Consider the following 21709-nt stretch of genomic DNA (forward strand, 5'->3'; position numbering starts at 1 on the left):
GCACATCAGCTAGACGGCTGATGCAACACCTCGTGGGCGCGTCTGGTCACCACCTCGGAGATCCGGCGCAAGACGGGTGACGACAGTTTCCACTGCTGCCAGTACAGCGGAACGTCGTCCACGAAGTCCGGATCGAATCCGATCAGCACGCCGGAGCGATCGTCGTCGCCGCGCTGCAGGTCCGGTATCAATCCCCAGCCGTATCCCCGCCTGACGGCGTCCGCGAAGTCTGCCGATGAAGGAACAAGATGACGGGGCGGATCGGCGGGGTGGCCGACCTTTTGATCGAGGTACCGATCCTGCAGCAGATCCTTGCGATTGAACACCACCAGCGGCGCCTCCGAAAGGGATTCGGCCGTGACACCGTCTGCGAACCAACGACGGCAGAACTCTGCACTCGCCATCGGCCGATACCGCATGATGCCCAACCGACTGGAGGTACACCCTTGAATCGGTGACGCAACAGACGTGACGGCAGCCATGACCGAACCGTCGCGCAGCAGTTCGGTGGTGTGGTCTTGATCGTCGAGATGAAAATCGAAACTGACTTCTTGCGTGAACTCCGCGAGGGCCCCGAGAACCCAGGTGGACAGCGAATCGGCATTGACCGCGATCGAGACACGCGCAAACATCCCTGAACCATTTTCAAGGCCGAGCTCTCGCACGGTGTCACGCGACAAAGCGTCTATCTGACGTGCAAGACGCAGGACTTCTCTCCCGGAATCGGTGACCTGGACGGGTTTGGTGCGCTGCACCAGGATCCGGCCAACCGAGGTCTCGAGACCTTTGATTCGTTGGCTGACCGCCGAAGGCGTGATGTGTAGTTTCCGCGCCGCCGCCTCGAAGGTTCCCTCGTCGACCGCGGCGTGCAATGCCCTCAGTTGCTCGAAATCCAACATAATCTGAAGCTACTCTGATGTGTCCTTAGAATCATTAGCTGGACTGAATGATATCTGCGCGGCAGGCTCGACAACATGCTCAGCACCAACGACCCTGCGTCGGCCCTCGTCGGTTTCGGAGTCGGACTGTCATTGATCGTCGCAATCGGCGCCCAGAATGCGTTTGTTCTTCGCCAAGGTCTGACGCGATCGCACGTACTCCCGATCGTCGCAGTGTGCGCGTTGTCAGACGCAATTCTGATCCTCGCGGGCGTCAGCGGAATCGGGACCCTCCTCGAACACGCACCGTCGATGATCACGTTCGTTCGTATCGCCGGCGCCGTTTTCCTCCTCAGCTATGCGCTCTTCGCCGCCAAGCGGGCACTTCACCCCCAGACGTTGGCGCCGGATCGACATGGCAACGGGTCGAGGCTTGCCGCCGTCACGATGGCATTGGCTCTCACCTGGCTCAATCCACACGTGTACCTCGACACCGTGGTGCTCATGGGTTCTATCGCCAACGGTCGCGGCGAGATCGGACGTTGGTGGTTTGCCGCCGGTGCCATCACGGCAAGTGTGGTCTGGTTCGGCGCCCTCGGTTACGGCGCACGTCTGCTGACGCCGCTTTTTGCGAAACCCAACGCGTGGCGGGTTCTCGATGCTCTGATCGCCGTGATGATGGCAGTTCTCGGAATCAGCCTGCTTGTCGAATTGTGACCAGGCTGCACAACCTCGATCCGACCCTGCGGGTAGCGCGATGGGTTACCGTCCAAGGTGAGGAAGCTCAATTCACCTGTCGCGAGTTGTGACCATCAGGTAGGGCTGATCACGATGACCGAGGACGATGGCGGCACCGAACCGCGTGACTCCAACCGCGGACTGGGTTTGCTGTGTCTACTCGCTGCGGTCGCCGGCGTCGGGGTCGGATTTGTCGGCGGCGCGTTCCGTTGGTGTCTGATCAGGGCCGACGAACTTCGTCAGGCGATCGTGAACTGGGCGCATCACGTTCCGTACGTCGGGTGGCTCGTGCCGGTCCTCCTGGTGGCCCTGTGCACCGTACTTGCCGTACTGATCGTCAGACGAGTGCCCCTCGCAAAGGGAAGCGGCATCCAGCACGTCGAGGCGGTGTCCCGCGGTGAAGCGAAACCGCCGGGAATCAGTCTCGTGCCCGCCAGATTCATCGGCGGCCTCTTGGCGATCGGCTCCGGTCTGGTTCTCGGCCGTGAAGGCCCCACCGTACACATGGGTGCGGCGATCGGAGCAGAAGCGGGACGGCGAGCCCGCCTCACCGAACCCGACGTCGCCATGCTGCAAACATCCGCGGCCGGAGCAGGTCTCGCTGTCGCATTCAACGCGCCGATCGCGGGGGCACTGTTCGTCTGCGAGGAGGTGACGCACTCGTTCCGGCTGCGCACCGTGCTGCCAACGTTTTTCGGTGTTTCAGTGGCGGTGGGCTGTGCACGGATCGTCATCGGTGATCAACCCGATTTCGAGGTCGGCACCGTCCCGACACCGCAACTCGCATTCTTGCCACTGTTCGTCGTCTTCGGAATCCTCACGGGGCTACTGGGTATTGCGTACAACCGCCTGATTCTAGGACTACTCGACATCGTGGCACGGCTCGACAAGATCCCACCGACTGTCATCGGCGCAACGATCGGCGCCGTCATCGGCCTGACGCTGTTCCTCGACCCGTTGGCCAGTGGGGGCGGCGACGTTCTTGCACAGATGATCGTCGGCGGAAGGACCTTCGTACTGCCGATCCTGCTGCTGTACTTGGTGGTTCGGTTCTTCACCGGCCCGCTCTCGTATGCCGCTGGAACTCCCGGCGGACTGTTCGCTCCCTTACTCGCTCTCGGCGCGCTCTGGGGGTCGATCTTCACCGGACTGTCGAGCTTCGTGCCCGGAGTGGACGCCGGGCTCACGGTCACCATGGCCACCGTCGGTATGGCGGCCTTCTTCGGCGCCGTAGTACGCGCACCGTTCACCGGCATCGTGATCGTGGTCGAAATGACCGCGGTGACGTCGACGCTGGTCCCGATGCTCGCTGCCACTGCGGCAGCGGTATTCGTCACCACGTCGGCAGGGTCGGCACCTATCTACGACAGTCTGCGCGAACGGATGTTGGAGCCGCAACGCCCGCATACGGATTGATCCCCGCACACGGGTTATTGCAGCACGGGCGCGCTACGTGAATTCAGAATTTGCAGATGACTTCCTCGGAGAACCTGCGTACCGCATCTTTCTTCGCTTCCAGGTCGCAGTCGAACCCGAGGCCGTACATGGCCCAAGGAATGACGATCGATTCCGTCACTCCGCTATCGGCCAGTTCCAAGGAACCGTCGAGACCGAAGCGATCGGCGCAGACGGCCTGAATTTCGAACGGGGACTCGGCGCGCCCGTACTCGACCCGCAGGACGCCGATCCTCGCGATGAGAGCTTGCAGATCAGCGAAAGAGACTGTAGCCGAGGTCCAACCGTCACCCACTCGCGCTGCACGGCGCAATGCGGCCGCGGAATGTCCTCCGATGTAGATGGGGACGGGATCGATCGGCGCCGGGCTCATCTGCAGCCTGTCGAAGTCGAAGAACTTGCCGTGATGTTCGACCATACCGCCGCCTAGAACCAGTCGCAGTACCTCGAGCATCTCGTCGACTCGCGGGCCTCGATCCTTCGGGGAAGCGCCGCACCACTCGAATTCCTCTGGCGCCCAGCCCACACCGACCCCGAGACCGAAGCGGCCTCCTGTCAGATTCGCGACCGACCCCACCTGGCTTGCCAGCAGCAGAGGATTGCGTGAGCTGAGCTCGAGCACCTGCGGATAAAAGCGAATCTTCGACGTTCCGGGTCCCATGAAGGCCGCGGCAATCATGGGGTCTACAAATGGTGTCTTCGCGTCCCACATACGCACACCGTCAGCGGTATACGGATACCCGGTAGCGCCCCGCTCGGGAAAGAACAGTGAGTCGGGCATCGTGATCGAAGAAAAGCCGCATTCTTCGGCCACTTTCGCAAGTGCAACGAGTTGAGAGAGGGGAATCATCGCCACGGCGAGGCTGAACTTCATCGGAAGATCCCTCTGTTCAGTTGACCGGAGCGACTGAAGTGCCTCGATGAGCTCGACGACGGTTCGCACCGATCGGCCTGGGAGACAGTGGATCCTGAACAGTCACTTCTTGCGACGCTCAGTCATACGACAACTCCCCCGCAGTGCGGTCGAAGCATCAGCCACCCTCGGTTGGACAAGGACGTGTTCGAGGTTACAAAGCTCCCGCTACTTCGGCTCGGAAGCTTCCCGCCAGGCGGACACATACGAAGAACTTCGAGGTCCTGGTGACACCTGGCACCCCACTCCCCCTGATTTCGCACCGTGCAACCTGCGAATCGGCCTACTGATGCAAGGGAGTTCCGACGTAGTTCTCGGCGATCAGGGTTCGTCCGGCCACCGAACGCGTGACCATGTCCAACTCGGCCAACTGTCGGCGATGCCCGAAACCGCTGTCGTCTGGTAAGCGATGGAGCATCGACGACATCCACCACGAGAAGTGCTGCGTCCGCCACACACGCGGCAACACCGTTTCGGTGTACCCGTCCAGCATCTTTCGTTCGGACGAGGTGAAGAAACCGTCCATTGCCTTCGCCAGTGCGTAAACGTCGGCGATCGCGAGATTCATTCCCTTCGCGCCGGTCGGCGGCACGGTGTGCGCCGCATCCCCGGCAAGAAACAGGTTGCCGTGCTGCATCGGCTCACACACGAAGCTGCGGAACTGGAGGATCGACTTCTGAAAGATCTTGCCGTCCTTGATCTCCGCCCCCTCACCGTCGACGCGCATGTGCAGCTCGTCCCAGATTCGATCGTCGGACCAGTTGTCCACGGAGTCGTCCGGATCGACCTGAAGGTAATGACGCTGTACCTCGGGCGTCCGTGTGCTGATCAGCGCAAACCCGCGCTCATGGTTGGCATAGATCAGTTCTTCGGACGACGGCGGCGCCTCGGCCAGGATGCCGAACCACGCGAAGGGATACTGGCGGAAATGATCCGTTCGGATCGACGGTTCGGGAATCAGCTTTCGCGTTCCGGTGCGTGAACCGTCGCAACCGGCCACCAGGGCGCACTCGAGCTTCTGATCATTTCCGTCCGAGTCGACAAAAGTGATACTCGGGCGATCCGATTCGTGATCGTGTACTTGCGCGTCGGACACTCCGAATCGAATGTCCCCGCCGTCAGCGAGACGCCGCGCGATCAGATCCTTGAGCACCTCGTGTTGCGGATACACCGTGACTGCTCGCCCGTCGGTCAGTTCGTCGAACGCGATTCGGTGCCCTCGTCCACCGAATCGCAACTCGATTCCGTGATGTTCGAGGCCCTCTCGCTTCAGTCGATCACCGAGTCCGGTCTCGACCATGAGATCAACCGTGTTCTGTTCGAGCACGCCGGCACGAATGGTGCCTTCTACCTCTTCGCGGGTGCGGCATTCCAGGACAACCGAATCGATTCCCTTCAGATGCAACAGATGCGAGAGCATCAACCCGGCGGGACCACCACCGACGATTCCGACCTGGGTGCGTGAAGAAGACATACAGAGAGCTCCTGAGGTGAGTGACGATTGAGACCACCCTCGACCACGATCACTCCTCTGAACAGCTGCAATTTCACTCAGTGAAAGACCGAAACGAGCTATCGAAACCCACCGCTACCAAGCCCGCGTGATATTCCACGGGCGGCCGCGACCAACGCCGGCAGTAAAGGAGCCGGATCCTGCTCCACCGGAACAACTGTCGAGACCGCTGCCACGACACTGCCCCCGGCTTCGCGGACAGGAGCGGCGACGGCAAGGGTTCCGACGTTCAGATACTCACGACAGACCACGAATCCGGCGCGCCTGATCTCGTCGAGAGTCGCTCGCAAAATCCGCTCGGAAGTAATGGTTTTGGGAGTGAACGACTCGAGGCCGGCGCGAAGGACGTCGTCGAGAAGCTCGGTTCCGCCGTGCGCGAGGAGAATCAATCCACCGCTGGACGCGTGCAACGGCAATCTTCCGCCGGCACGGCCGACCACGGTGACGGCGCTACGCGAGGACAAGCGCTCGAGGTACAGAGCCTCGGTGCCCTCACGAACGACCAACTGCACGTTCTCTCGGGTGACCTCGTACAGGTCTTCGAGGAACGGCAACGCCACCTGCCGTAGGCCGTGAGCGCCGGGAGCGAGAGCGCCGATCTCCCACAACCGGACTCCGACCTGGTACTTGCCGTCACTCCGACGCTCGAGTGCGCCCTCAGCCACCAACTGCCCACACAGTCTATGGACGGTGGGCAGAGGCAAACCGCTGCGACGACTGATCTCCGACTGCGTCAACCGCGGCGATTTCGCGTCGAAGGCACCGAGCACGATAAATGCCCGGCCGATCAACGAACGCTCGCCTGATGCCATTCACACAGTGTGACTGACATCAGGCGAAACGTGTTCAGGCGGTGCGGAGCTACGCGGAGTGCGCCAATTCCGGTTCGCGTTCGGTCACCGGCGGCGTGGCCTCGATCTTCATCGGCTCCTGCGCGTAGTGGAAGTGCGGACGACGGTGACCGATGAACGAACCGAACCACGACATCACAGCGACATACCGGTTGCGGAAGCCCACCAGATACATCACGTGCACGGCCAGCCACATGAACCAGGCGATCGTGCCCTTGAACTCGACCTTGCGGACGCGACACACAGCGCTGAATCGGCTGATGATCGACATGCTGCCCTTGTCGAAGTATTTGAAAGGCGTTCCGGCCTTGACCTTTCCGTTCACAGTCTTCGCTGCGTGACGGCCACCCTGCATTGCAACGGGCGACTGACCCGGCAGACCGTTCAGCGAAGTCATGTCGCCGATGGCAAAGACGTTGGCGAACCCGCCGACGGTCAAGTCCGGATTGATGAGCAGACGACCTGCACGGTCACTCTCACAACCGGTCGCCTCGCCGAGCACTGCTGCGAAGTCGTTGGCGCGAACACCGGCCGACCAGATGACGGTCTCGGCGTCGATGCGCTTCTCTTCCTTGGTCTTTGCCGAAGAGACGGTGACACCGTGCTCGTCGATGGCGGTGACCATGGTGTTGAGAACAACCTCGACACCCGACTTCTCGAGCGAGGCCTGTGTGTACTCACTGAGCTTGCCGCCGAAGGCCGGAAGCGCAACGCCCGCGCCCTCGACCATGGTGACCGTGACCTCGTCGGCGCTGATGTTGTTGATGGACTTGGCGAAGTAGCGACGCGCCAGTTCCTTGATCTGTCCGGCGAGCTCGACGCCGGTCGCGCCTGCACCGACGACAACGAAGCTGAGCAGGTTGCGGCGAACCAGCGCGTCGTTGGTGGTGTGAGCCTCTTCGAAGCAACGCAGGATCTGCTTACGCAGGACCTCGGCATCCTCGACGGTCTTGAGCTTGTAGGTGACCTTTTCGAACTCGTCATGACCGAAGTACGCCTGGGTGGCACCGGTGGCTGCGATGAGCGAGCGGTATCCGAGAGTGTGGCGGGTGCCTGAAGCCTCGTAGACGACGGTGTTCTCTTCGGCGTTGACCTCGACGACGCGACCGAGACGCACGTCGGCGTTGGGGTACTTCTGCAGGATCGTGCGGATGGGCGGAGCAACTTCGCCTGCCGACAGAACACCAGTCGCCACCTGGTAGAGCAGCGGCTGGAAGAGGTGCTCGGTGGTGGCGGAGATGAGGACGAACGGCGTCTTGGACTTCGCGAGGGTCTTGGCCGCGGCGAGGGCTCCGAATCCCGAACCGACGATGACTACCTGAGTCTGCTCGTGTCCAGTCGCGTCGATGTCAGCGCGACCCGCAGCTGTTCTATCCACAACAAATCTCCTCAACCAAATTGAAAGTATGACTATTACGGTATGGACTGATCATGGGTCGGGTCCAGCTAGCTGGAGTATTCGCAAGACTGTTATCTCGATTGCTCATAAGTAAGCTGTCCTCATGGACTTCCGCCAACTCAAGTACTTCCTCGTCGTGAGCGAGGAACTGAGCTTCAGTCGCGCTGCCGAGCGCTGCTTCATCTCGCAGTCGGCGATCAGCCATCAGGTCGCCCGACTGGAGAAGGAGCTTGGCGCGACACTCTTCGAACGCTCGACCCGAGCCGTTCGTCTTGCCCCGGCAGGATCGCGACTCGTGCCCATCGCGCAGCAAGTCCTCAGCCTCGAAACGATGGCCTACTCCGTCGCACGCGACCCACGAGCCCGGATCCGGATCACCGGAAACATGAGCTTCGCCGCTCAGACGCTGGACGCCATCGCACACGTGCGCGAACGTCATCCGGACCTGGACGTCGAGTTCGTCATCAAGAGTTTTGCCCACCGCATGGATGCCGTGGCCTCCGGTGACGCCGACATCGCGCTGATTCGCGGCGGCGTCGACCGCCCCGGACTCGAACCCTTGGACCTCGGCGTCGAAGATCTGCTGGTCGTCATGTCGAGCCGGCACCCCCTGGCCGGCCAACAAAGCGTCGACCTCAATGATCTGGCCGCATACCCCCTGCTCCTGCCGCCGCGCCAAAGCCAGGTGCTCATTCACAAGGTGGTCGAGGACGCGTTCCGCGAGATAGATCGACGCGTCCAACTGGGCCCTGCAATTCCGAGCGATCACACAGCCACGCTGGACGTGATCACCAACCCGCGCGCCTGGACCCTGCTGTATTCGATCACCGCAGGCGAATCTCCACGCGCCGGCATCAGCTTCATGCGAGAATCGCACGGCCGCTTGCGAATTCCCGTCTCGGGAGTGACCCGCAGCGGCGCCACCCACTCGACCGAGTTCGCCGATCTGATCCAAGCGCTCAAGGACGCCATGAATCCGTCTTTCACTGAGTGAAAGTGCGATGGCGATCGACTCCCCTCACGGAGCAACGTGGTGCACAACCATGTGATGCGGCGCGCGGTTGCATCCCTTTACCGAGGAGCGGCCATGACGCGTTTGCTGAGCGAACCTGTGTGGGAATCGAAGATCTTCGACGGCGAATGGGTTCGCGGTAGCGCCGACGATCGTATTGTCGTCGAACCGGCCACCGGCAAGCAGTTGACGACGGTCGGCATGGCAACACCAGACGACGTGGCAGCCGCTGCAACAAAAGCTAGTGCCGCTCAGAAGGATTGGGCAGCAAGGCCGTACACCGAACGAGCCGCCGTTCTACGCCGCGCCGGTCAACTGTTCGAGCAGTACGCCGACGAAATCGGCGAATGGGTAATCCGCGAGGCCGGCAGCATTCCCGCCAAAGCCGGACTGGAAACCCACACCGCTGCCGAAGAGTGCTACAACGCAGCAGCTTTGGCCGCACACCCCGTCGGCGAGGTGCTGCGCTCGGAGCAACCGCGGCTGAGCTTCTCTCGTCGCGTCCCCGTCGGCACCGTCGGCGTCATCGCACCGTTCAACTTCCCGATCATTCTGTCGATCCGTGCAGTCGCTCCCGCACTGGCACTGGGCAATTCGGTGATCCTCAAGCCTGATCCGCGCACGGCGATCTGTGGCGGTGTGGTTCTTGCCCGCATCTTCGAAGAAGCCGGTCTGCCTGCCGGAGTGTTCGGCATGCTGCCGGGTGGCGCTGACGCCGGTGAGGCAATCGTGGTTCATCCGAGCGTTCGCGTCATCGCATTCACCGGGTCGACCCGGGCAGGACGCGCTGTCGGTGAACTGGCGGGCCGCCATCTCAAACGAGCACACCTCGAACTCGGGGGAAACAACGCACTGATCGTCATGGACGACGTCGACCTCGAAAAGGCCGCATCTGTAGGCGCTTTCGGATCCTTCATGCACCAGGGGCAGATCTGCATGACCACCGGCCGCCAGCTCGTCCACGAAAGCATCGCCGCCGATTACACCGCACTCCTTGCCGAACGCGCCGACAAGCTTCCGGTAGGCGACCCGTTCACCGGTCAGGTCGCACTCGGACCCATCATCGACGCCGGACAACGCGACCACATCCACTCCCTGGTCACCGGAAGCATCGCGGCCGGAGCAAAACTGGCGGCCGGCGGCACCTACGAGGATCTCTTCTACCGGCCCACCGTGCTGGCCGACACCCCACTCACCGCGCCGGCATTCGCCGACGAAGTCTTCGGGCCAGTCGCACCGGTCACCTCCTTCGCCACCGTCGAACAGGCCGTCGCCATGGCCAACGATTCCGAGTACGGACTGTCACTGGGCATTCTGACCTCCGACGCCATACGAGGGCTCGAGCTCGCCCAACAAATCCCCACCGGCCTCGTACACATCAACGATCAGACCGTCGGCGACGAAGCAGTCATCCCGTTCGGCGGTATGGCGTCTTCGGGTAACGGTGGCCGCGTCGGCGGTATCGGCGCAAACCTCGACGCCTTCACCGAAACGCAGTGGGTGACTGCGCAGAGCGCACTCCCGGTCTACCCCTTCTAGTCCGGAACACGCCGAGTTGGTCCTGAATACACCGAGCTGGCCCCAGGGGCTCACTGACCAGCATTGACGGGATCGATCTCGCGGACTTACCATCCAGAGAAAATTACTTCGCCACATTAAGCAATTTCTCTTGTAATTCCCGAGAAGGACCCACTTGACGAATTCAGTGACGACCGACAGCGCTGCGCAGCCAACGGTCCACGACACCCCGGATCGATCCGTCGTAACATCGCCGCGCCGCGAGGCCGTCATCATCGGGGCGCTCAGCCTGGCCGCGATGATCGTCTCGATGATGCAGACACTGCCCGTCCCGATTTTGGGGCGTATTCAGTCCGACCTGGGCGCATCCGCGGCCGGCATCAGTTGGGTGACGACGGCGACGTTGCTGTCGGCCGCCGTTTTCACTCCCCTGTTGGGCCGCTACGGCGATCAGCACGGCAAGAAGCGCACGCTGGTCGGCGTTCTGGTCGTCATGGTCATCGGTTCGATCGTCGCCGCACTGGCACACAATCTGCCACTTCTCATCCTCGGACGCGTCCTCCAGGGGACCGCCACCGCCATCTTCCCGCTGGCTCTGTCGGTCCTGCGCGAAGAGGTCCGCCCACACAAGCTTCCCGGCGCGATGGCATTGGTCAGCGGAACTCTCGCATTCGGCAGCGGGCTCGCCCTCGTAGCCACCGGACTTCTCACATCAGCTCCGGATGCCGACTACCGCAACGCCTTCTGGATGGCCACCGGGTTCGCGTTGCTTGCCCTCGTCGCCGTCATCACGCTGGTTCCGGCAACCAAGCACAAGAGCGGCGGGCGCGTCGACGTCATCGGCGCGCTGAGCCTGGGCGCTGCACTCCTTCTGCTCCTGTTGTCGATTTCGCAAGGCCACCAATGGGGTTGGTTCTCACCCGTGACCATCGGTGTTTTCCTGGGCTCGATCGTGATGTTCGCAGTCTGGGTCTGGATCGAGAAGATCGTCGACGAACCACTGGTCGACATGCGAATGTTCGTCCACCGGCCCGTGATGATGGCGAATCTGGCGGGGGTCATGCTGGGCTTCGGAATGTTCGCCAACTTCCTGGGCATCTCCTATCTCGTGCAGCTTCCCCACGCCCTCACGGGATACGGATTCGACGCCAGCATTCTGCGTGCGTCGGTGGAATTCCTGCTGCCGGGTGCGATTGCCTCGCTGATCGCAGCACCGATCGGTGGGCGGCTCATCAGAGTGCGTGGGCCACGCTTCGTCCTGGGACTCACCGCCATCTGTGGTGCGGTGCCGTTCGCCTGGCTCGCGTACGACCACACGCACACCGCGTCGGTCATCGGTGCCGGCATCGTGATCGGCGCCGCCGTGAGCCTGGGCTACGCGGCCATGCCCGCGATCATCATGTCGAGCGTTCCGCGACACCAGAGTGGAATAGCCAACGGCATCAACTCGATCTCCCGTTCCACCGGCAGCGCCATGGGCAGTGCAGTGGTGACTACGATTCTCGCCTCGATGACCATCGCGAACCTGCCAGAGGGCGTATCCGCTCTGCCCAGCGAATCCGCCTTCACCGTCACCTTCGTCACTGCCGCCGTAGCTTTCGCTCTGGTCGGCCTGGTGGGTTGGTCAGGCCTCCCCAAGAGTGCGTCGACGTCTGTCAACGGCAGCGCGTGAACAGACCTGCTCCGAACAGCTCCACATTCACGAGATGCCCATGCGTGTGAGCATTGTGCGAGGATCGGCGGGAGGTAACAGGTCTCGAAGCTGAGCGGCTCGGCGGTCGGTGAACTGCCGACACGCGTCGTCGTCGGAGAACACCCAGAAGTCCCCACGCGCTATTGCTTCGGTCATGTGCTCGGCGGCATCGAGCGGGTCGAGTCCGGATTCGACGTTCGCCTGTTGCATTGCATCGAAGACAGCGTTTGCCGTGACGTTCGTAGTCGGCGCGTCACGCTGGGCCGCACGAAAGATCTCACTCCGGATCGAGTGTGGAACAACAGCACTGACCTGAATCGGAGAGTCGACCAACGACAGATCTTGGTGCAAGCTCTCGGTCATCGCCAGCACCGCGAACTTACTGACGATGTACGGTCCTTGCACCGCGGCGCTGTTGATCCCGCCGACAGAAGACAGATTGGCCACACACGCCGGCTTACCCACCTTCAACATCAATGGCACGAAAGCACGAAGGCAATAGAAGACGCCGTCGACGTTGATCTCCATCAACCGTCTCCACCGCGCACCACTGACTTCCCACAGCAACCCGGCCGTCTCCACTCCGGCATTGTTGACCAGCAACTCGACGCTGCCGTGACGATCGAACACATTGTCCGCCATCCTCTTCACGGCATCGGCATCCGCTACGTCCACCCCATGGACGTCAGCTCTCCCACCGGCCGCGCGAATGTCCTCGGCGACGAGCGACGCACGCTCCTCGTCGATGTCGGCAACGACCACCGTCATTCCCAGCCGCGCAAGGTGACGGGCGAACCCTGCACCGATACCGGCCCCCGCACCGGTCACGACGGCCGTGCCGGTGCCGAACCGGCGTTCAGCGTGGGACATCTCCACTCCTCGGGTTGTGTCGCCGAAACTATTGCTCGACAAAGACTTCAGATTCCTTCGGGCAGAATGTTGGGATTGCACCACGTCGGTGGCTCACGTCTGGGCATCAGCCCTTGCCCGTCGAGCGCCTTCACGACCAGATCCTGATACCAGGGAAAATGAAGACTGAAGGCTACAAGGCCGGTCCGCTCGGCCGCGGGAAGAGAACACATGGCCAGTACCGTCTCGGCAAGATACTCGACGGGCTCGGTTTCGTATCCATCCGGAATGAGTGCGTCGGCGCCGGGAGTCGAGATCGCAGTGGAAGGCCCCACCGAGTTGACCGCGATATTGTCGTCCAACACCTCCGCGGCGAGGCCCTGTGTGAACCTGTGCAGTGCTGCCTTCATCGACGCGTAAATCACGTCACCCGACGTCTTGTTGTAGTCGCGGAAGGGCCTGATCGGATTCAGTCCCGTCGAGGAACCGATGTTCACGATCCAGCCTGCGCCGCGCTCTCGCATGTAGGGGATGGCTGCCTTCGACAGGGCGAACGGCGCGCGAATGTAGTGGTCGAGGGTCCGATCGAACGTCGCCAGCGACATCTTCTCGATCGGCGCGTAGTCGGCAAACCCGGCATTGTTCACGAGGATGTCGATACCTCCGGTCCGCGAGACGACCTTCTCGATCAATCCGTCGCGAGCCTCGGAATCCTCGAGATCGGCCGGAATGGCAAGTGCACGACCGTGTTGCGACTCGATCATCTCGACGGTCTCGGACAACGTACCGCCGATGACGACATTACTGTCGGCACGGACTGCCGCGGTAGGCCGAGTCGACCGTGCGGTGACGACCACGGTTGCCCCCTCTGCCGCCAGTCGCCTGGCGATCGCCCTGCCTATGCCTCGACTGCTCCCGGTCACCAGCGCGGTCTTCCCTACCAGCGAGTGATTCAACTGCTCCTCCAAGCCTCTTCCACTTCACGACATCGAACACATGACGTATGTGTTCGACCTGAGTTCGACTGCATTTCACGCAATCGTTGTCCGCCATGTTGCATCATCCGATTCTGTTGCACAGCAACGATTCCCGCCTGACGGGAGGTGTCGAAATGCCGGGCACATGACCAAATCCGCTATCTCCCGCTGTGTGAGATCGAAAGCATCACAACGGGTTAGGGGAAAGTAATCTTCACCAATGGCAGATGAAACGCTCTACGTGATCGATCGGATAGTCACGAAACCGGGATGCGGTCGACAGTTCGTCGACGCGCTACTCGACCAGTATTTGCCGAGTGCACAGCGTCGCGGCATGACACTCGCCGACGTACTCGTCAGCCCTCCGTTGTGGTGCGATCAAGACCCGAACACCTTGACCGTCACCTGGACGGTCGACGGCACGGCCGGCTGGTGGTCGATGACGCGCCAGGGCCGCAGAGACTCCACCCTCAGACAGTGGTGGGATGCAATGGCTCCGCTCATAATCGAACGGAGTCGCTCCATGGCCGCCGCAGCAAAGGACATCGAAGGACTGAGCAATGTATAACGTGACAAGAGTCGTGCACGCCGCCAACGGGGCGGGCGCCGACGAGTGGACCGCTGCAGTGAAGAACATTGCCGCAGTTGCCGAATCGTCGAACGCGCTACGTCGTCTCGTCTGTACGACACTTCCCGGCGTCATCAACGGCGGAGATCTGATCGTCCATCTTCAGTTCGAAGACGAGATGGCTTGGCAGACAGCCCGAGATGCGGTCGACGACAGCCTGCGCTGCGCCACCGTCGACCACTTCCACGGCGCCGAGTACTCGTCCGGGACCACGGGACGTTCCGGCGCCGAAGCCGCCGGTCAGGTGTACCGAGCGCTGTTCATCCGGGTATCCCCCAGCACACCCCAGGACGTACTCGAGGAATTCGAACGGGATCTGCTCAGGATGCCTACCCATATCTCGTCGATCTGCGCCTGGCGTCTCAGCCGAGTCGACGCAGCGACCGGGCACACACCATGGACTCATGTCTGGGAGCAGGAGTTCACCGACCTCGGCTCACTGCAGACCCAGTACCTCGATCATCCGATTCACTGGGCAGTGGTGGACCGGTGGTTCGACCCCGAATGTCCCGAGGCAGTGGTCCACGACAGAATCTGTCACACGTTCGGCAATCTCACCGAGAGACTCCTGACAGTGAAGTGATCTGCCTACTCGCTACCGAGCGCCTCGCGCGTCATCGCCCAAAGCTTCTGTCGCGCAGGCTCGGTCAGTGACAAAGACGGGATAGTGAGGAAGCCGTGGAACAATCCTTCGAAGCGATGATGGCGCACCGAAACGCCAGCCGTCGCGAGCATCTGCGCATACGCGTCACCTGACGAACACGGCGGATCGAGTTCGGCTGTCACGACGACAGCCGACGGAAGACCGGCGAGCGTCTCCGCACGCGTAGGAATCACACGGGCGTCGTCGCGACCTTCAGGCGCGTACTGCTGCCAGTACCATTCCATCGCTGCGGTGGTGTTGTAGTGACCCGTGCCGTAGAGCCGATACGACTCGGTTTCGAAGTCGTCGTCGATCACGGGGTAGATGAGAACCTGAAGGGCAATTTCCGGACCACCCCGATCCCGAGCGGCAATAGCCACGGTCGCCGCGAGGTTCCCTCCCGCACTGTCGCCCACAAGTGCGATTTTACCTGCGTCGGAACCGTATTCGGCAGCATGCTCGCTGGCCCACGCCACCGCGGCGTAGACGTCGTCGTGGGCTGCCGGTGCCGGATGCTCCGGCGCCAACCGATAGTCGACGGCAACCACTACTGCGCCGACTCCCTGCGCCATCGATCGACAGAATTCGTCGTGACTGTCCAGATCGCAGAACACGAAACCGCCCCCGTGAGCGAAGACCACGAGAGGAACGTCGTTCGAGGTTCCATGCGGACGAAAGACGCGAATTGCCAGATCTCCACCGGGACCGTCGATTACGTGATTCTCGACTGAAAGCATGTCGGGAAGACCCGTCAGCGGCGCACGTCGGTTCCGAATCAGAGTTCGTAGCTCCGACGGCGGGACACTGGTGACATCCGGGAATCCAGCGTTGAGGGTTGCAAGCATCGTGGTGACTTCCGCTTGAATCGTCATATCGTCTCCTGGTCTCTCAGCCCGGCGGGTGGCGCTACGTCTGCGCCGGCATCCGCGTTTGTCCACTTGGCGTGTGATCACGTCAACGTAGATCGCCCACCACCAAGCAAGGAACCCGCTCTCCCGATCAGTGGTCCGTTTCCGCCGACGAGCACCGGAGGCGTCCGATCCACAGGGTGGCCTTCTTCACAAAGCAGAAAAAACATGTCATCATTCCTAATCGAAATAGCCTTGTCCAGGGCAGTTGTCCAACTTGACTACGGGATAGCAGAGGGAACACATGTCGCTCCAGCTCGAGGTCGATCCCGCAACGCCGAACGCCTTCCTCGACCGAGTCTCTCTGCTACTGGATGCGTTCGGCGGTCGAGATCGTCTCACCCTCGCCGAGATTGTCCGACGAACCGGGCTTCCAAGGTCTTCAGCCCACCGCATACTCGACCATCTGGTCCAACTTCGGTGGCTGCACCGCAGCGGCCGCGATTACACGCTCGGGTTGCGGCTCGTGGAACTCGGCTCGTTGGCCGTGTACCAGGACAGACTTCACTCAGCTGCGCATCCGCACCTGTACGAATTGCACCGGCGTACCGGACTGATCGTCGAGATGACGATTCTCGACGGCTCAAATGTGGTGTGCCGCGCCCACATGGCAGGTCGTTTCGCCAGCATGATTCCGAATCGGATCGGTTTCAGCACGCGCGCAGACGGAACCCTCGTCGGCAGGGTCCTCCACACCTTCAACAACGAGCGAGGAGAGGCGGCCGACGAGGTCCGAAAAACCGGCGTGGGATACGGCCGTGACACGCCGATCGACGGATTCGGCACGATCGCCACTCCGATCGGCCCGATCGGCGTCGCGACCTCCGCGCTGTCGATCTGCGGACCGCTCCGACAAATGCCGCTCGACGAGCGGAACTCGCCTCTCACCGGGCTTCTTCGGGAAACAGCCGCTTCCCTGTGGCGAAATGCGGGCGTCCGGACCACCGAAAGCATGCGAGCTCAGTAGGCACGAAGACTAGGCACGAAGACTAAGCACGAAGACTGGGCACGAAAACCTCGACAGCACAATTCTATTGGCGTGGGGCAGAATCTGGAGAGTTGTACCTCCGCACGCTCAGATCAACTTCCAACTACCGGCATTGACGGGCTGCGGCAAGCCGAGAGCGTTGGCGTCGCCTTGCGCGAATCGAGCGGCGGCCTCATCGATGTCATCGAGCAACTGAGCGGCGAGGTCGATCTCCATCTGAAAATGGCGGCCTATCCATCGCAGACTCATCTCGGTAAATGCCCAGGCGGGTTCATTCTCCGAGTTATCGGCGTGTTCGATTGCATTGAGCTTCTTTGCCTCGAGGTTGTCGATGTGATCGAGCACTATCGACTTGAGCTGATCGGGGTCGTTGAGGTGGCCGACCCACAGTCTCAACATCACTCCATGTTTGAGAACGGGGGTTTCGATCTCCGATCGGCGTGACCATGATCTGAGAGCCTCGATTCCGGATTCGGTTATCGTGAACACTCGTCGACGACGCCCACCCGATTCCGAAACCTCCCGCGAACTGACGAATCCCAGCGTTTCCAGCTTTTTGAGCTCGGTATAGACCTGGCTCACCGACGGGCTCCAGTAATAGAACCCGATGCTCCAGTCGGCCCAGCTTTTCAGATCGCTGCCACTGAGTTCTTCTCCGAATGTGAGCATTCCCAGCACTGCCCAACTTGTCGCGGGCAATGCCGGGTAACACGCAGTTGCGGGATCAGGCACCGGCCCAGACTAACAAGACGTCGACCATCTGACACCGACTTGCCCACCGAGTGGTCTGTTCACGAATTCGTGCAATCAGAAAAGGTTCAATCGCAGTTCGGAGACACCGCGGATAAAGGCCGTGCCACCCCACGTCACTCCACCGTCGACGAGCTCGGTCTTCGGCGCTTTGTCGATCAACGCATTCAGGATGGTCTTGATCTCCAGCCGGGCCAACCACGCACCGAGGCAAGCGTGCGCACCGTGACCGAACGTGATGTGGTCCCGGACATTTGACCTCGACCAGTCCAATCTGTCCGCGTTCGGACCGAATCGAGTTTCATCGCGGTTTGCCGACGCCAGCCACGTCACAATGTGATTTCCGGCCGGAATCACCGCATCTCTCACCGCGTAATCCTCGGGAGCAATGCGAATCATCAACTGCGCCGTCGGCTCATAGCGCAGGACTTCTTCTACCGCGTGATCGAGCAGTGCCCTGTCGTCGACGAGTCGTTCCCACTGATCACGATGGCCCATAAGTGCATTCATGGTGAGACCGACCTGATTGACTGTGGTGTCCAGTCCGGCGATGACCAAAGTCTGCACGGTAGCGGCAACTTGATCCGGCCCGATTATCTCGCCTTCGTCGCCGGCGGAGATGAAGTCCGACAGGATGTCGTCGCCAAGATTGTTGCGCTTCCAAGCGATAACGTCCTGAAGGTGTGCCGAGAAATCACGTTGAGCGGAAATGTAGTCGCTGGTCTGCTCGGCAGTCAGAAACGGATCGAGTAGGTTGAGTCCCTTACGGGTCCACTCGAACATCGTATCGGTGTCGGCAGGTACGGGGATACCGAAAATTTCGCAGACAAGGCGAATCGGTAGCGGATGAGCAACTTCCGTCACCAGCTCGATCTCGGAGCCCCGTCCATGATCGGCAAGCAACTCGTCGACGATTTCCTTCGCCCGCGCGTCGTAACGCTTGATTGCCCTGGGCGTGAACGGGCGCGCCAGTAGCTTGCGCAATGCCAGATGGTCCGGCGGATCCAGCTTCGACAACGATGGGCGCAACAAGTAGGCGTCGCTGCCACCGGCCGCCTTGATCCGCATATTGCGCGGTGCCTCGAGTGCATACTGTTCCGACGAACTCAGCGACTTGTCCGCCAGTGCGCGTTTCACGTCGTCGTAGGCGAAAAGCATGTATACGCCATTCGAATGCTGTTGTACCGGAGCAACTTCTCGCGCAATCGCGTACCGCGCGTACGGATCGGACAGGAAGCCTGGCTCCGTTGGATCGACCAATCCCGTTCTGAGCCAATCCGTTGTGTCATGAACCGCACGCTCCGAACCCACCGGCGAAGTCATAGTCAACCTCTCGTCCTCGACAAAATCACTCACACAAGATCTGGCAGATCATTGACGCCCTCGTAAAAATCCACAGCCGAATACCACTGGTGACGAGCGTCAGCGCTGCGCTGAACTGAACTGCGCAGAGCTTCACAGTCGGACTACGAGGCAACCAACAAACCGCCCGCTGTATGGGAAATGAAGTCGCGCTCCGGACGTCGGGTTGCCACATTCTCACTGAGCGGGCGGGAAGGTGCGCTCCTTGCTGCTCGAGGACAGAATTCCCAGACGTCTTCGCCGTGAATCAGTAAGGCGGCGAGATCAATTCCGGGAAATCGTCCCGAGAAGTGATGCGAACCGGTGTCGAAGCAGATTGGAAATTGCGCATGACCGAATATGTGAACCGCGCTGTGCGAGTCGTTCGAGCTCCCCGCGGCTTGCCTGTCGTAGAAGATTTTCAGATCGACGAGGTTCCGATCCGGCCGCCCGCGGACGGCGAAGTTCTGTTCCGCGCCCACTATCTTTCGATCGATCCGGCGATACGAAGACGCCTACCGTCCACCAGCTCTGCCCCCGGGCCGTTGGGAGCTGTTGCCGGTATCGGCGACGTCGTCTTGGCTGGAGTAGTGCCTGCGCACTCCGGTTTGGACGGCATCGCAGTCGGCGAAGTGATTTCTTCGCGGCATCCTGACTTTGCGGCAGGTGATTTGGTTCGAGGCGGCACGCACTGGCAGGTTTATCACACAATCAAAGGCGCTGCCCTGGACCGCATACCGAGGGAGAATCGAGCTTCCCTAGGAGATGAACTCGGAATTCTAGGACAGCCAGGATTTGTCGCACACTGCGGAATGCGGTTGGTCGCCGACGTCCGAGAGCGAGACACAGTCGTGGTTTCGGCGGCCGGCGGAGCAGTCGGCATGGTTGCAGGCCAAATCGCGAAGCTGGCGGGCGCCCGGGTGATCGGAATCGCCGGGGGTGAGAAGACCGAATACGTTGTGGAGGAATTGGGGTTCGACGCCTGCATAGATAGGAAGACGGCGAACATCGGCGAGCAGTTGGACGAATTGTGTCCGAAGGGCGTCGACGTCTATTTCGACAACGTCGGAGGCTCGATCACGCGAGCGGTTTTCGATCGCATGGCCGATTTCGGAAGGGTCGTCGTGTGCGGAATGATCAGCGAATACAACCAGGATGAAAGCGAAGTCGGGCCTCCCCTACGCCCTGTACTACGCAAACGTCTACGCATCGAAGGGTTCGTCTGCTACGACCACTACGACCGGTACCCGGAGTACCGGGCGTGGGCGTCCGCTCGAATCGCCGAAGGTGGACTGCGCTACCGCAACGATGTCACCGAGGGCATCGAAAATGCCCCAGCGGCCTTGATCGGGCAGCTTTCGGGGCACAACCGGGGGAAGCAGTTGGTGATGATTTGACAAAGGGAGACCACACGTCGTTGTGTGGTCTCCCTTTTCGATTCGTTCAGCCGATCAGGCGTCAGCCTCTGGGCCGAGCATCTACCTTGTCGTCATCGTCGTCGCGCTCGCCGGTTGCGAGCTGGACGCCGGATTTCTCGATGCTGCCGTCAGCACCTGACTTCTCGAGGTCGATCGGTGCATCACCGGTCGCAACCTCTTCGGCCTCAGGCTCTTCCGGTAGCGGCTTCTTGAGACTCAGGATGATCGAGCCTGCCAACACCACGATGATCACCGCGAGGCTGACCAGTGAGGGAATCTCGGGGATCGACGTGCTGATCACCTTGTGGCTGGCCTGCATGATCAGCTTCACGCCGATGAAGGCGAGGATGATCGACAGACCCTTGGACAGGTAGTGGAACTTCTCGAGCAGGCCCGAGAGCAGGAAGTACAGGGCACGCAGACCCAAGATCGCAAACGCGTTGCTGGAGTACACGATGAATGGATCGTCACTCACTGCCAGCACTGCCGGGACACTGTCGACTGCGAACACGAGGTCGGCAGCTTCGATGGCGACGACGACGGCGAACAGCGGTGTTGCGACGCGCTTTCCGGCTTCCTTGACGAAGAACTTGGTTCCCGCGTATTCCTCGCGAACCGGCATGATCTTGCGCAGCAGGCGAACCGCCAGCGAGGTTCCCGGATCGAAGTTCTCGTCGTCGTCCTTGAGCAGCTTGTAGGCGCTGTAGAGCAGGATGGCGGCGAAGACGAACAGCACGGCCGTGAACTTGCTGACCACGGCAACGCCGGCGGCGAGGAAGATACCGCGGAAGATCAGGGCGCCGATGACACCGAAGAACAACACGCGGTGCTGGTATTCACGGGGCACCTTGAAGTAACCGAAGATCAGGGCGAACACGAAGAGGTTGTCGACGGAGAGGCTCTTCTCCAACAGCCAGGCCGTGGTGAATTCGACGCCCGAGTTCACCCCCAAGGTCAGGGTGACAACCACCGCGAACACGAGAGACAAACCGACCCAGAGTGCACTCCACCAGGCCGCTTCCTTGAAGCCGATGACGTGCGCGCCGCGGTGGGCGAGCAGGTCGATGAGCAACATGACGACGATGACTGCGGCGAACGCGGCCCACGCCCACATGGGAACGTTCATCGCTGACCACCTACCCGAATGGCACTGATGACTGCGGTCACGGGGAGCTCCTTCACTGGGTTCGGACGGCCGTCTCGCCGTCTTCTCCAGTGTTCCTTGCCGACTTCTATC

General features: G+C 61.3%; 20 protein-coding genes. 9 read left to right on the forward strand and 11 right to left on the reverse strand.

Annotation, left to right across the window (positions count from 1 at the left end; all coding sequences use genetic code 11):
• Nucleotides 1-5: 5 nt before the first annotated feature.
• Nucleotides 6-899, reverse strand: a complete 894-nt coding sequence (locus tag P3G66_RS15530; protein WP_007730552.1) for a LysR family transcriptional regulator ArgP — start codon at nucleotides 897-899, stop codon at nucleotides 6-8.
• 75 nt (nucleotides 900-974) lie between these two features.
• On the opposite strand from P3G66_RS15530, the gene P3G66_RS15535 reads away from it, so the two are divergent.
• Both P3G66_RS15535 and P3G66_RS15540 read left to right on the forward strand, forming a co-directional pair.
• On the forward strand, nucleotides 975-1595 hold the full coding sequence (locus P3G66_RS15535; protein WP_042451547.1) for a LysE/ArgO family amino acid transporter: 621 nt from the start codon (nucleotides 975-977) through the stop codon (nucleotides 1593-1595).
• A gap of 114 nt (nucleotides 1596-1709) precedes the next feature.
• Nucleotides 1710-3032, forward strand: a complete 1323-nt coding sequence (locus P3G66_RS15540) for a ClC family H(+)/Cl(-) exchange transporter (RefSeq protein ID WP_276116816.1) — start codon at nucleotides 1710-1712, stop codon at nucleotides 3030-3032.
• A 43-nt stretch (nucleotides 3033-3075) separates the two neighbouring features.
• On the opposite strand, the gene P3G66_RS15545 is transcribed toward P3G66_RS15540, so the two are convergent.
• From P3G66_RS15545 to P3G66_RS15560, 4 genes are all read right to left on the reverse strand, one after another.
• The gene (locus P3G66_RS15545) at nucleotides 3076-3945 is read right to left on the reverse strand and encodes a TIGR03619 family F420-dependent LLM class oxidoreductase (RefSeq protein WP_007730547.1); all 870 of its coding nucleotides are present in this window, start codon (nucleotides 3943-3945) and stop codon (nucleotides 3076-3078) included.
• 322 nt (nucleotides 3946-4267) lie between these two features.
• Entirely contained in the window at nucleotides 4268-5458 is a 1191-nt protein-coding gene (locus P3G66_RS15550) for a 4-hydroxybenzoate 3-monooxygenase (RefSeq protein ID WP_162114096.1), read from the reverse strand.
• A gap of 98 nt (nucleotides 5459-5556) precedes the next feature.
• Nucleotides 5557-6309, reverse strand: coding sequence for an IclR family transcriptional regulator (locus P3G66_RS15555; protein ID WP_003943227.1), 753 nt, complete (start codon nucleotides 6307-6309; stop codon nucleotides 5557-5559).
• A 49-nt stretch (nucleotides 6310-6358) separates the two neighbouring features.
• The gene (locus tag P3G66_RS15560; protein ID WP_003942969.1) at nucleotides 6359-7726 is read right to left on the reverse strand and encodes an NAD(P)/FAD-dependent oxidoreductase; all 1368 of its coding nucleotides are present in this window, start codon (nucleotides 7724-7726) and stop codon (nucleotides 6359-6361) included.
• Nucleotides 7727-7850: 124 nt separating this feature from the next.
• Here P3G66_RS15560 and P3G66_RS15565 point away from each other — a divergent pair, with 124 nt between their 5' ends.
• The 3 genes from P3G66_RS15565 (at nucleotide 7851) to P3G66_RS15575 (ending at nucleotide 11949) form a co-directional block, all read left to right on the forward strand.
• Nucleotides 7851-8741, forward strand: a complete 891-nt coding sequence (locus P3G66_RS15565) for a LysR family transcriptional regulator (RefSeq protein ID WP_095972371.1) — start codon at nucleotides 7851-7853, stop codon at nucleotides 8739-8741.
• 93 nt (nucleotides 8742-8834) lie between these two features.
• Entirely contained in the window at nucleotides 8835-10298 is a 1464-nt protein-coding gene (locus tag P3G66_RS15570; RefSeq protein ID WP_276116817.1) for a benzaldehyde dehydrogenase, read from the forward strand.
• 154 nt (nucleotides 10299-10452) lie between these two features.
• Nucleotides 10453-11949, forward strand: a complete 1497-nt coding sequence (locus tag P3G66_RS15575) for an MFS transporter (RefSeq protein ID WP_276116818.1) — start codon at nucleotides 10453-10455, stop codon at nucleotides 11947-11949.
• A gap of 27 nt (nucleotides 11950-11976) precedes the next feature.
• Here the strand turns inward: P3G66_RS15575 and P3G66_RS15580 are convergent, their stop codons facing one another.
• Nucleotides 11977-12840, reverse strand: a complete 864-nt coding sequence (locus tag P3G66_RS15580) for an SDR family NAD(P)-dependent oxidoreductase (protein ID WP_007730535.1) — start codon at nucleotides 12838-12840, stop codon at nucleotides 11977-11979.
• Nucleotides 12841-12887: 47 nt separating this feature from the next.
• Nucleotides 12888-13775 (reverse strand): SDR family NAD(P)-dependent oxidoreductase, encoded by an 888-nt coding sequence (locus P3G66_RS15585; RefSeq protein ID WP_042921616.1) that lies wholly within the window; start codon nucleotides 13773-13775, stop codon nucleotides 12888-12890.
• 241 nt (nucleotides 13776-14016) lie between these two features.
• Between P3G66_RS15585 and P3G66_RS15590 the strand changes: the two genes are divergently transcribed.
• Nucleotides 14017-14364: a hypothetical protein gene (locus P3G66_RS15590; RefSeq protein ID WP_007730530.1), complete on the forward strand. Its 348-nt coding sequence runs from the start codon at nucleotides 14017-14019 to the stop codon at nucleotides 14362-14364.
• The gene (locus tag P3G66_RS15595) at nucleotides 14357-15007 is read left to right on the forward strand and encodes a Dabb family protein (RefSeq protein WP_276116819.1); all 651 of its coding nucleotides are present in this window, start codon (nucleotides 14357-14359) and stop codon (nucleotides 15005-15007) included. The genes P3G66_RS15590 and P3G66_RS15595 overlap by 8 nt, the downstream gene beginning before the upstream one ends.
• Before the next feature lie 5 nt (nucleotides 15008-15012).
• On the opposite strand, the gene P3G66_RS15600 is transcribed toward P3G66_RS15595, so the two are convergent.
• Nucleotides 15013-15939: an alpha/beta hydrolase gene (locus P3G66_RS15600; RefSeq protein WP_007730522.1), complete on the reverse strand. Its 927-nt coding sequence runs from the start codon at nucleotides 15937-15939 to the stop codon at nucleotides 15013-15015.
• A 280-nt stretch (nucleotides 15940-16219) separates the two neighbouring features.
• Between P3G66_RS15600 and P3G66_RS15605 the strand changes: the two genes are divergently transcribed.
• On the forward strand, nucleotides 16220-16942 hold the full coding sequence (locus P3G66_RS15605; RefSeq protein ID WP_007730520.1) for a helix-turn-helix domain-containing protein: 723 nt from the start codon (nucleotides 16220-16222) through the stop codon (nucleotides 16940-16942).
• A 108-nt stretch (nucleotides 16943-17050) separates the two neighbouring features.
• On the opposite strand, the gene P3G66_RS15610 is transcribed toward P3G66_RS15605, so the two are convergent.
• Nucleotides 17051-17632 carry a PadR family transcriptional regulator gene (locus P3G66_RS15610; protein ID WP_081604840.1) on the reverse strand — a complete coding sequence of 194 codons (582 nt, stop codon included), beginning with the start codon at nucleotides 17630-17632 and terminating at the stop codon, nucleotides 17051-17053.
• Nucleotides 17633-17770: 138 nt separating this feature from the next.
• Nucleotides 17771-19036, reverse strand: coding sequence for a cytochrome P450 (locus P3G66_RS15615; protein WP_099697170.1), 1266 nt, complete (start codon nucleotides 19034-19036; stop codon nucleotides 17771-17773).
• A 368-nt stretch (nucleotides 19037-19404) separates the two neighbouring features.
• Here P3G66_RS15615 and P3G66_RS15620 point away from each other — a divergent pair, with 368 nt between their 5' ends.
• Nucleotides 19405-20451, forward strand: a complete 1047-nt coding sequence (locus P3G66_RS15620) for an NADP-dependent oxidoreductase (protein WP_276116820.1) — start codon at nucleotides 19405-19407, stop codon at nucleotides 20449-20451.
• Nucleotides 20452-20512: 61 nt separating this feature from the next.
• Here P3G66_RS15620 and P3G66_RS15625 read toward each other — a convergent pair whose 3' ends face one another.
• Nucleotides 20513-21598, reverse strand: coding sequence for a TerC family protein (locus P3G66_RS15625; protein WP_003942925.1), 1086 nt, complete (start codon nucleotides 21596-21598; stop codon nucleotides 20513-20515).
• Nucleotides 21599-21709 lie beyond the last annotated feature (111 nt).

The sequence above is a fragment of the Rhodococcus sp. C3V genome, from assembly GCF_029269915.1.
Classification (GTDB): Bacteria; Actinomycetota; Actinomycetes; order Mycobacteriales; family Mycobacteriaceae; genus Rhodococcus_F; species Rhodococcus_F qingshengii.

Coding starts and splice junctions, on each gene's coding strand:
- P3G66_RS15530 (WP_007730552.1), bottom strand. CDS start 899: ATGTTGGATTTCGAGCAACTGAGGGCATTGCACGCCGCGGTCGACGAG.
- P3G66_RS15535 (WP_042451547.1), top strand. CDS start 975: ATGCTCAGCACCAACGACCCTGCGTCGGCCCTCGTCGGTTTCGGAGTC.
- P3G66_RS15540 (WP_276116816.1), top strand. CDS start 1,710: ATGACCGAGGACGATGGCGGCACCGAACCGCGTGACTCCAACCGCGGA.
- P3G66_RS15545 (WP_007730547.1), bottom strand. CDS start 3,945: ATGAAGTTCAGCCTCGCCGTGGCGATGATTCCCCTCTCTCAACTCGTT.
- P3G66_RS15550 (WP_162114096.1), bottom strand. CDS start 5,458: ATGTCTTCTTCACGCACCCAGGTCGGAATCGTCGGTGGTGGTCCCGCC.
- P3G66_RS15555 (WP_003943227.1), bottom strand. CDS start 6,309: ATGGCATCAGGCGAGCGTTCGTTGATCGGCCGGGCATTTATCGTGCTC.
- P3G66_RS15565 (WP_095972371.1), top strand. CDS start 7,851: ATGGACTTCCGCCAACTCAAGTACTTCCTCGTCGTGAGCGAGGAACTG.
- P3G66_RS15570 (WP_276116817.1), top strand. CDS start 8,835: ATGACGCGTTTGCTGAGCGAACCTGTGTGGGAATCGAAGATCTTCGAC.
- P3G66_RS15580 (WP_007730535.1), bottom strand. CDS start 12,840: ATGTCCCACGCTGAACGCCGGTTCGGCACCGGCACGGCCGTCGTGACC.
- P3G66_RS15590 (WP_007730530.1), top strand. CDS start 14,017: ATGGCAGATGAAACGCTCTACGTGATCGATCGGATAGTCACGAAACCG.
- P3G66_RS15595 (WP_276116819.1), top strand. CDS start 14,357: ATGTATAACGTGACAAGAGTCGTGCACGCCGCCAACGGGGCGGGCGCC.
- P3G66_RS15600 (WP_007730522.1), bottom strand. CDS start 15,939: ATGACGATTCAAGCGGAAGTCACCACGATGCTTGCAACCCTCAACGCT.
- P3G66_RS15605 (WP_007730520.1), top strand. CDS start 16,220: ATGTCGCTCCAGCTCGAGGTCGATCCCGCAACGCCGAACGCCTTCCTC.
- P3G66_RS15610 (WP_081604840.1), bottom strand. CDS start 17,632: ATGCTCACATTCGGAGAAGAACTCAGTGGCAGCGATCTGAAAAGCTGG.
- P3G66_RS15615 (WP_099697170.1), bottom strand. CDS start 19,036: ATGACTTCGCCGGTGGGTTCGGAGCGTGCGGTTCATGACACAACGGAT.
- P3G66_RS15620 (WP_276116820.1), top strand. CDS start 19,405: ATGACCGAATATGTGAACCGCGCTGTGCGAGTCGTTCGAGCTCCCCGC.
- P3G66_RS15625 (WP_003942925.1), bottom strand. CDS start 21,598: ATGAACGTTCCCATGTGGGCGTGGGCCGCGTTCGCCGCAGTCATCGTC.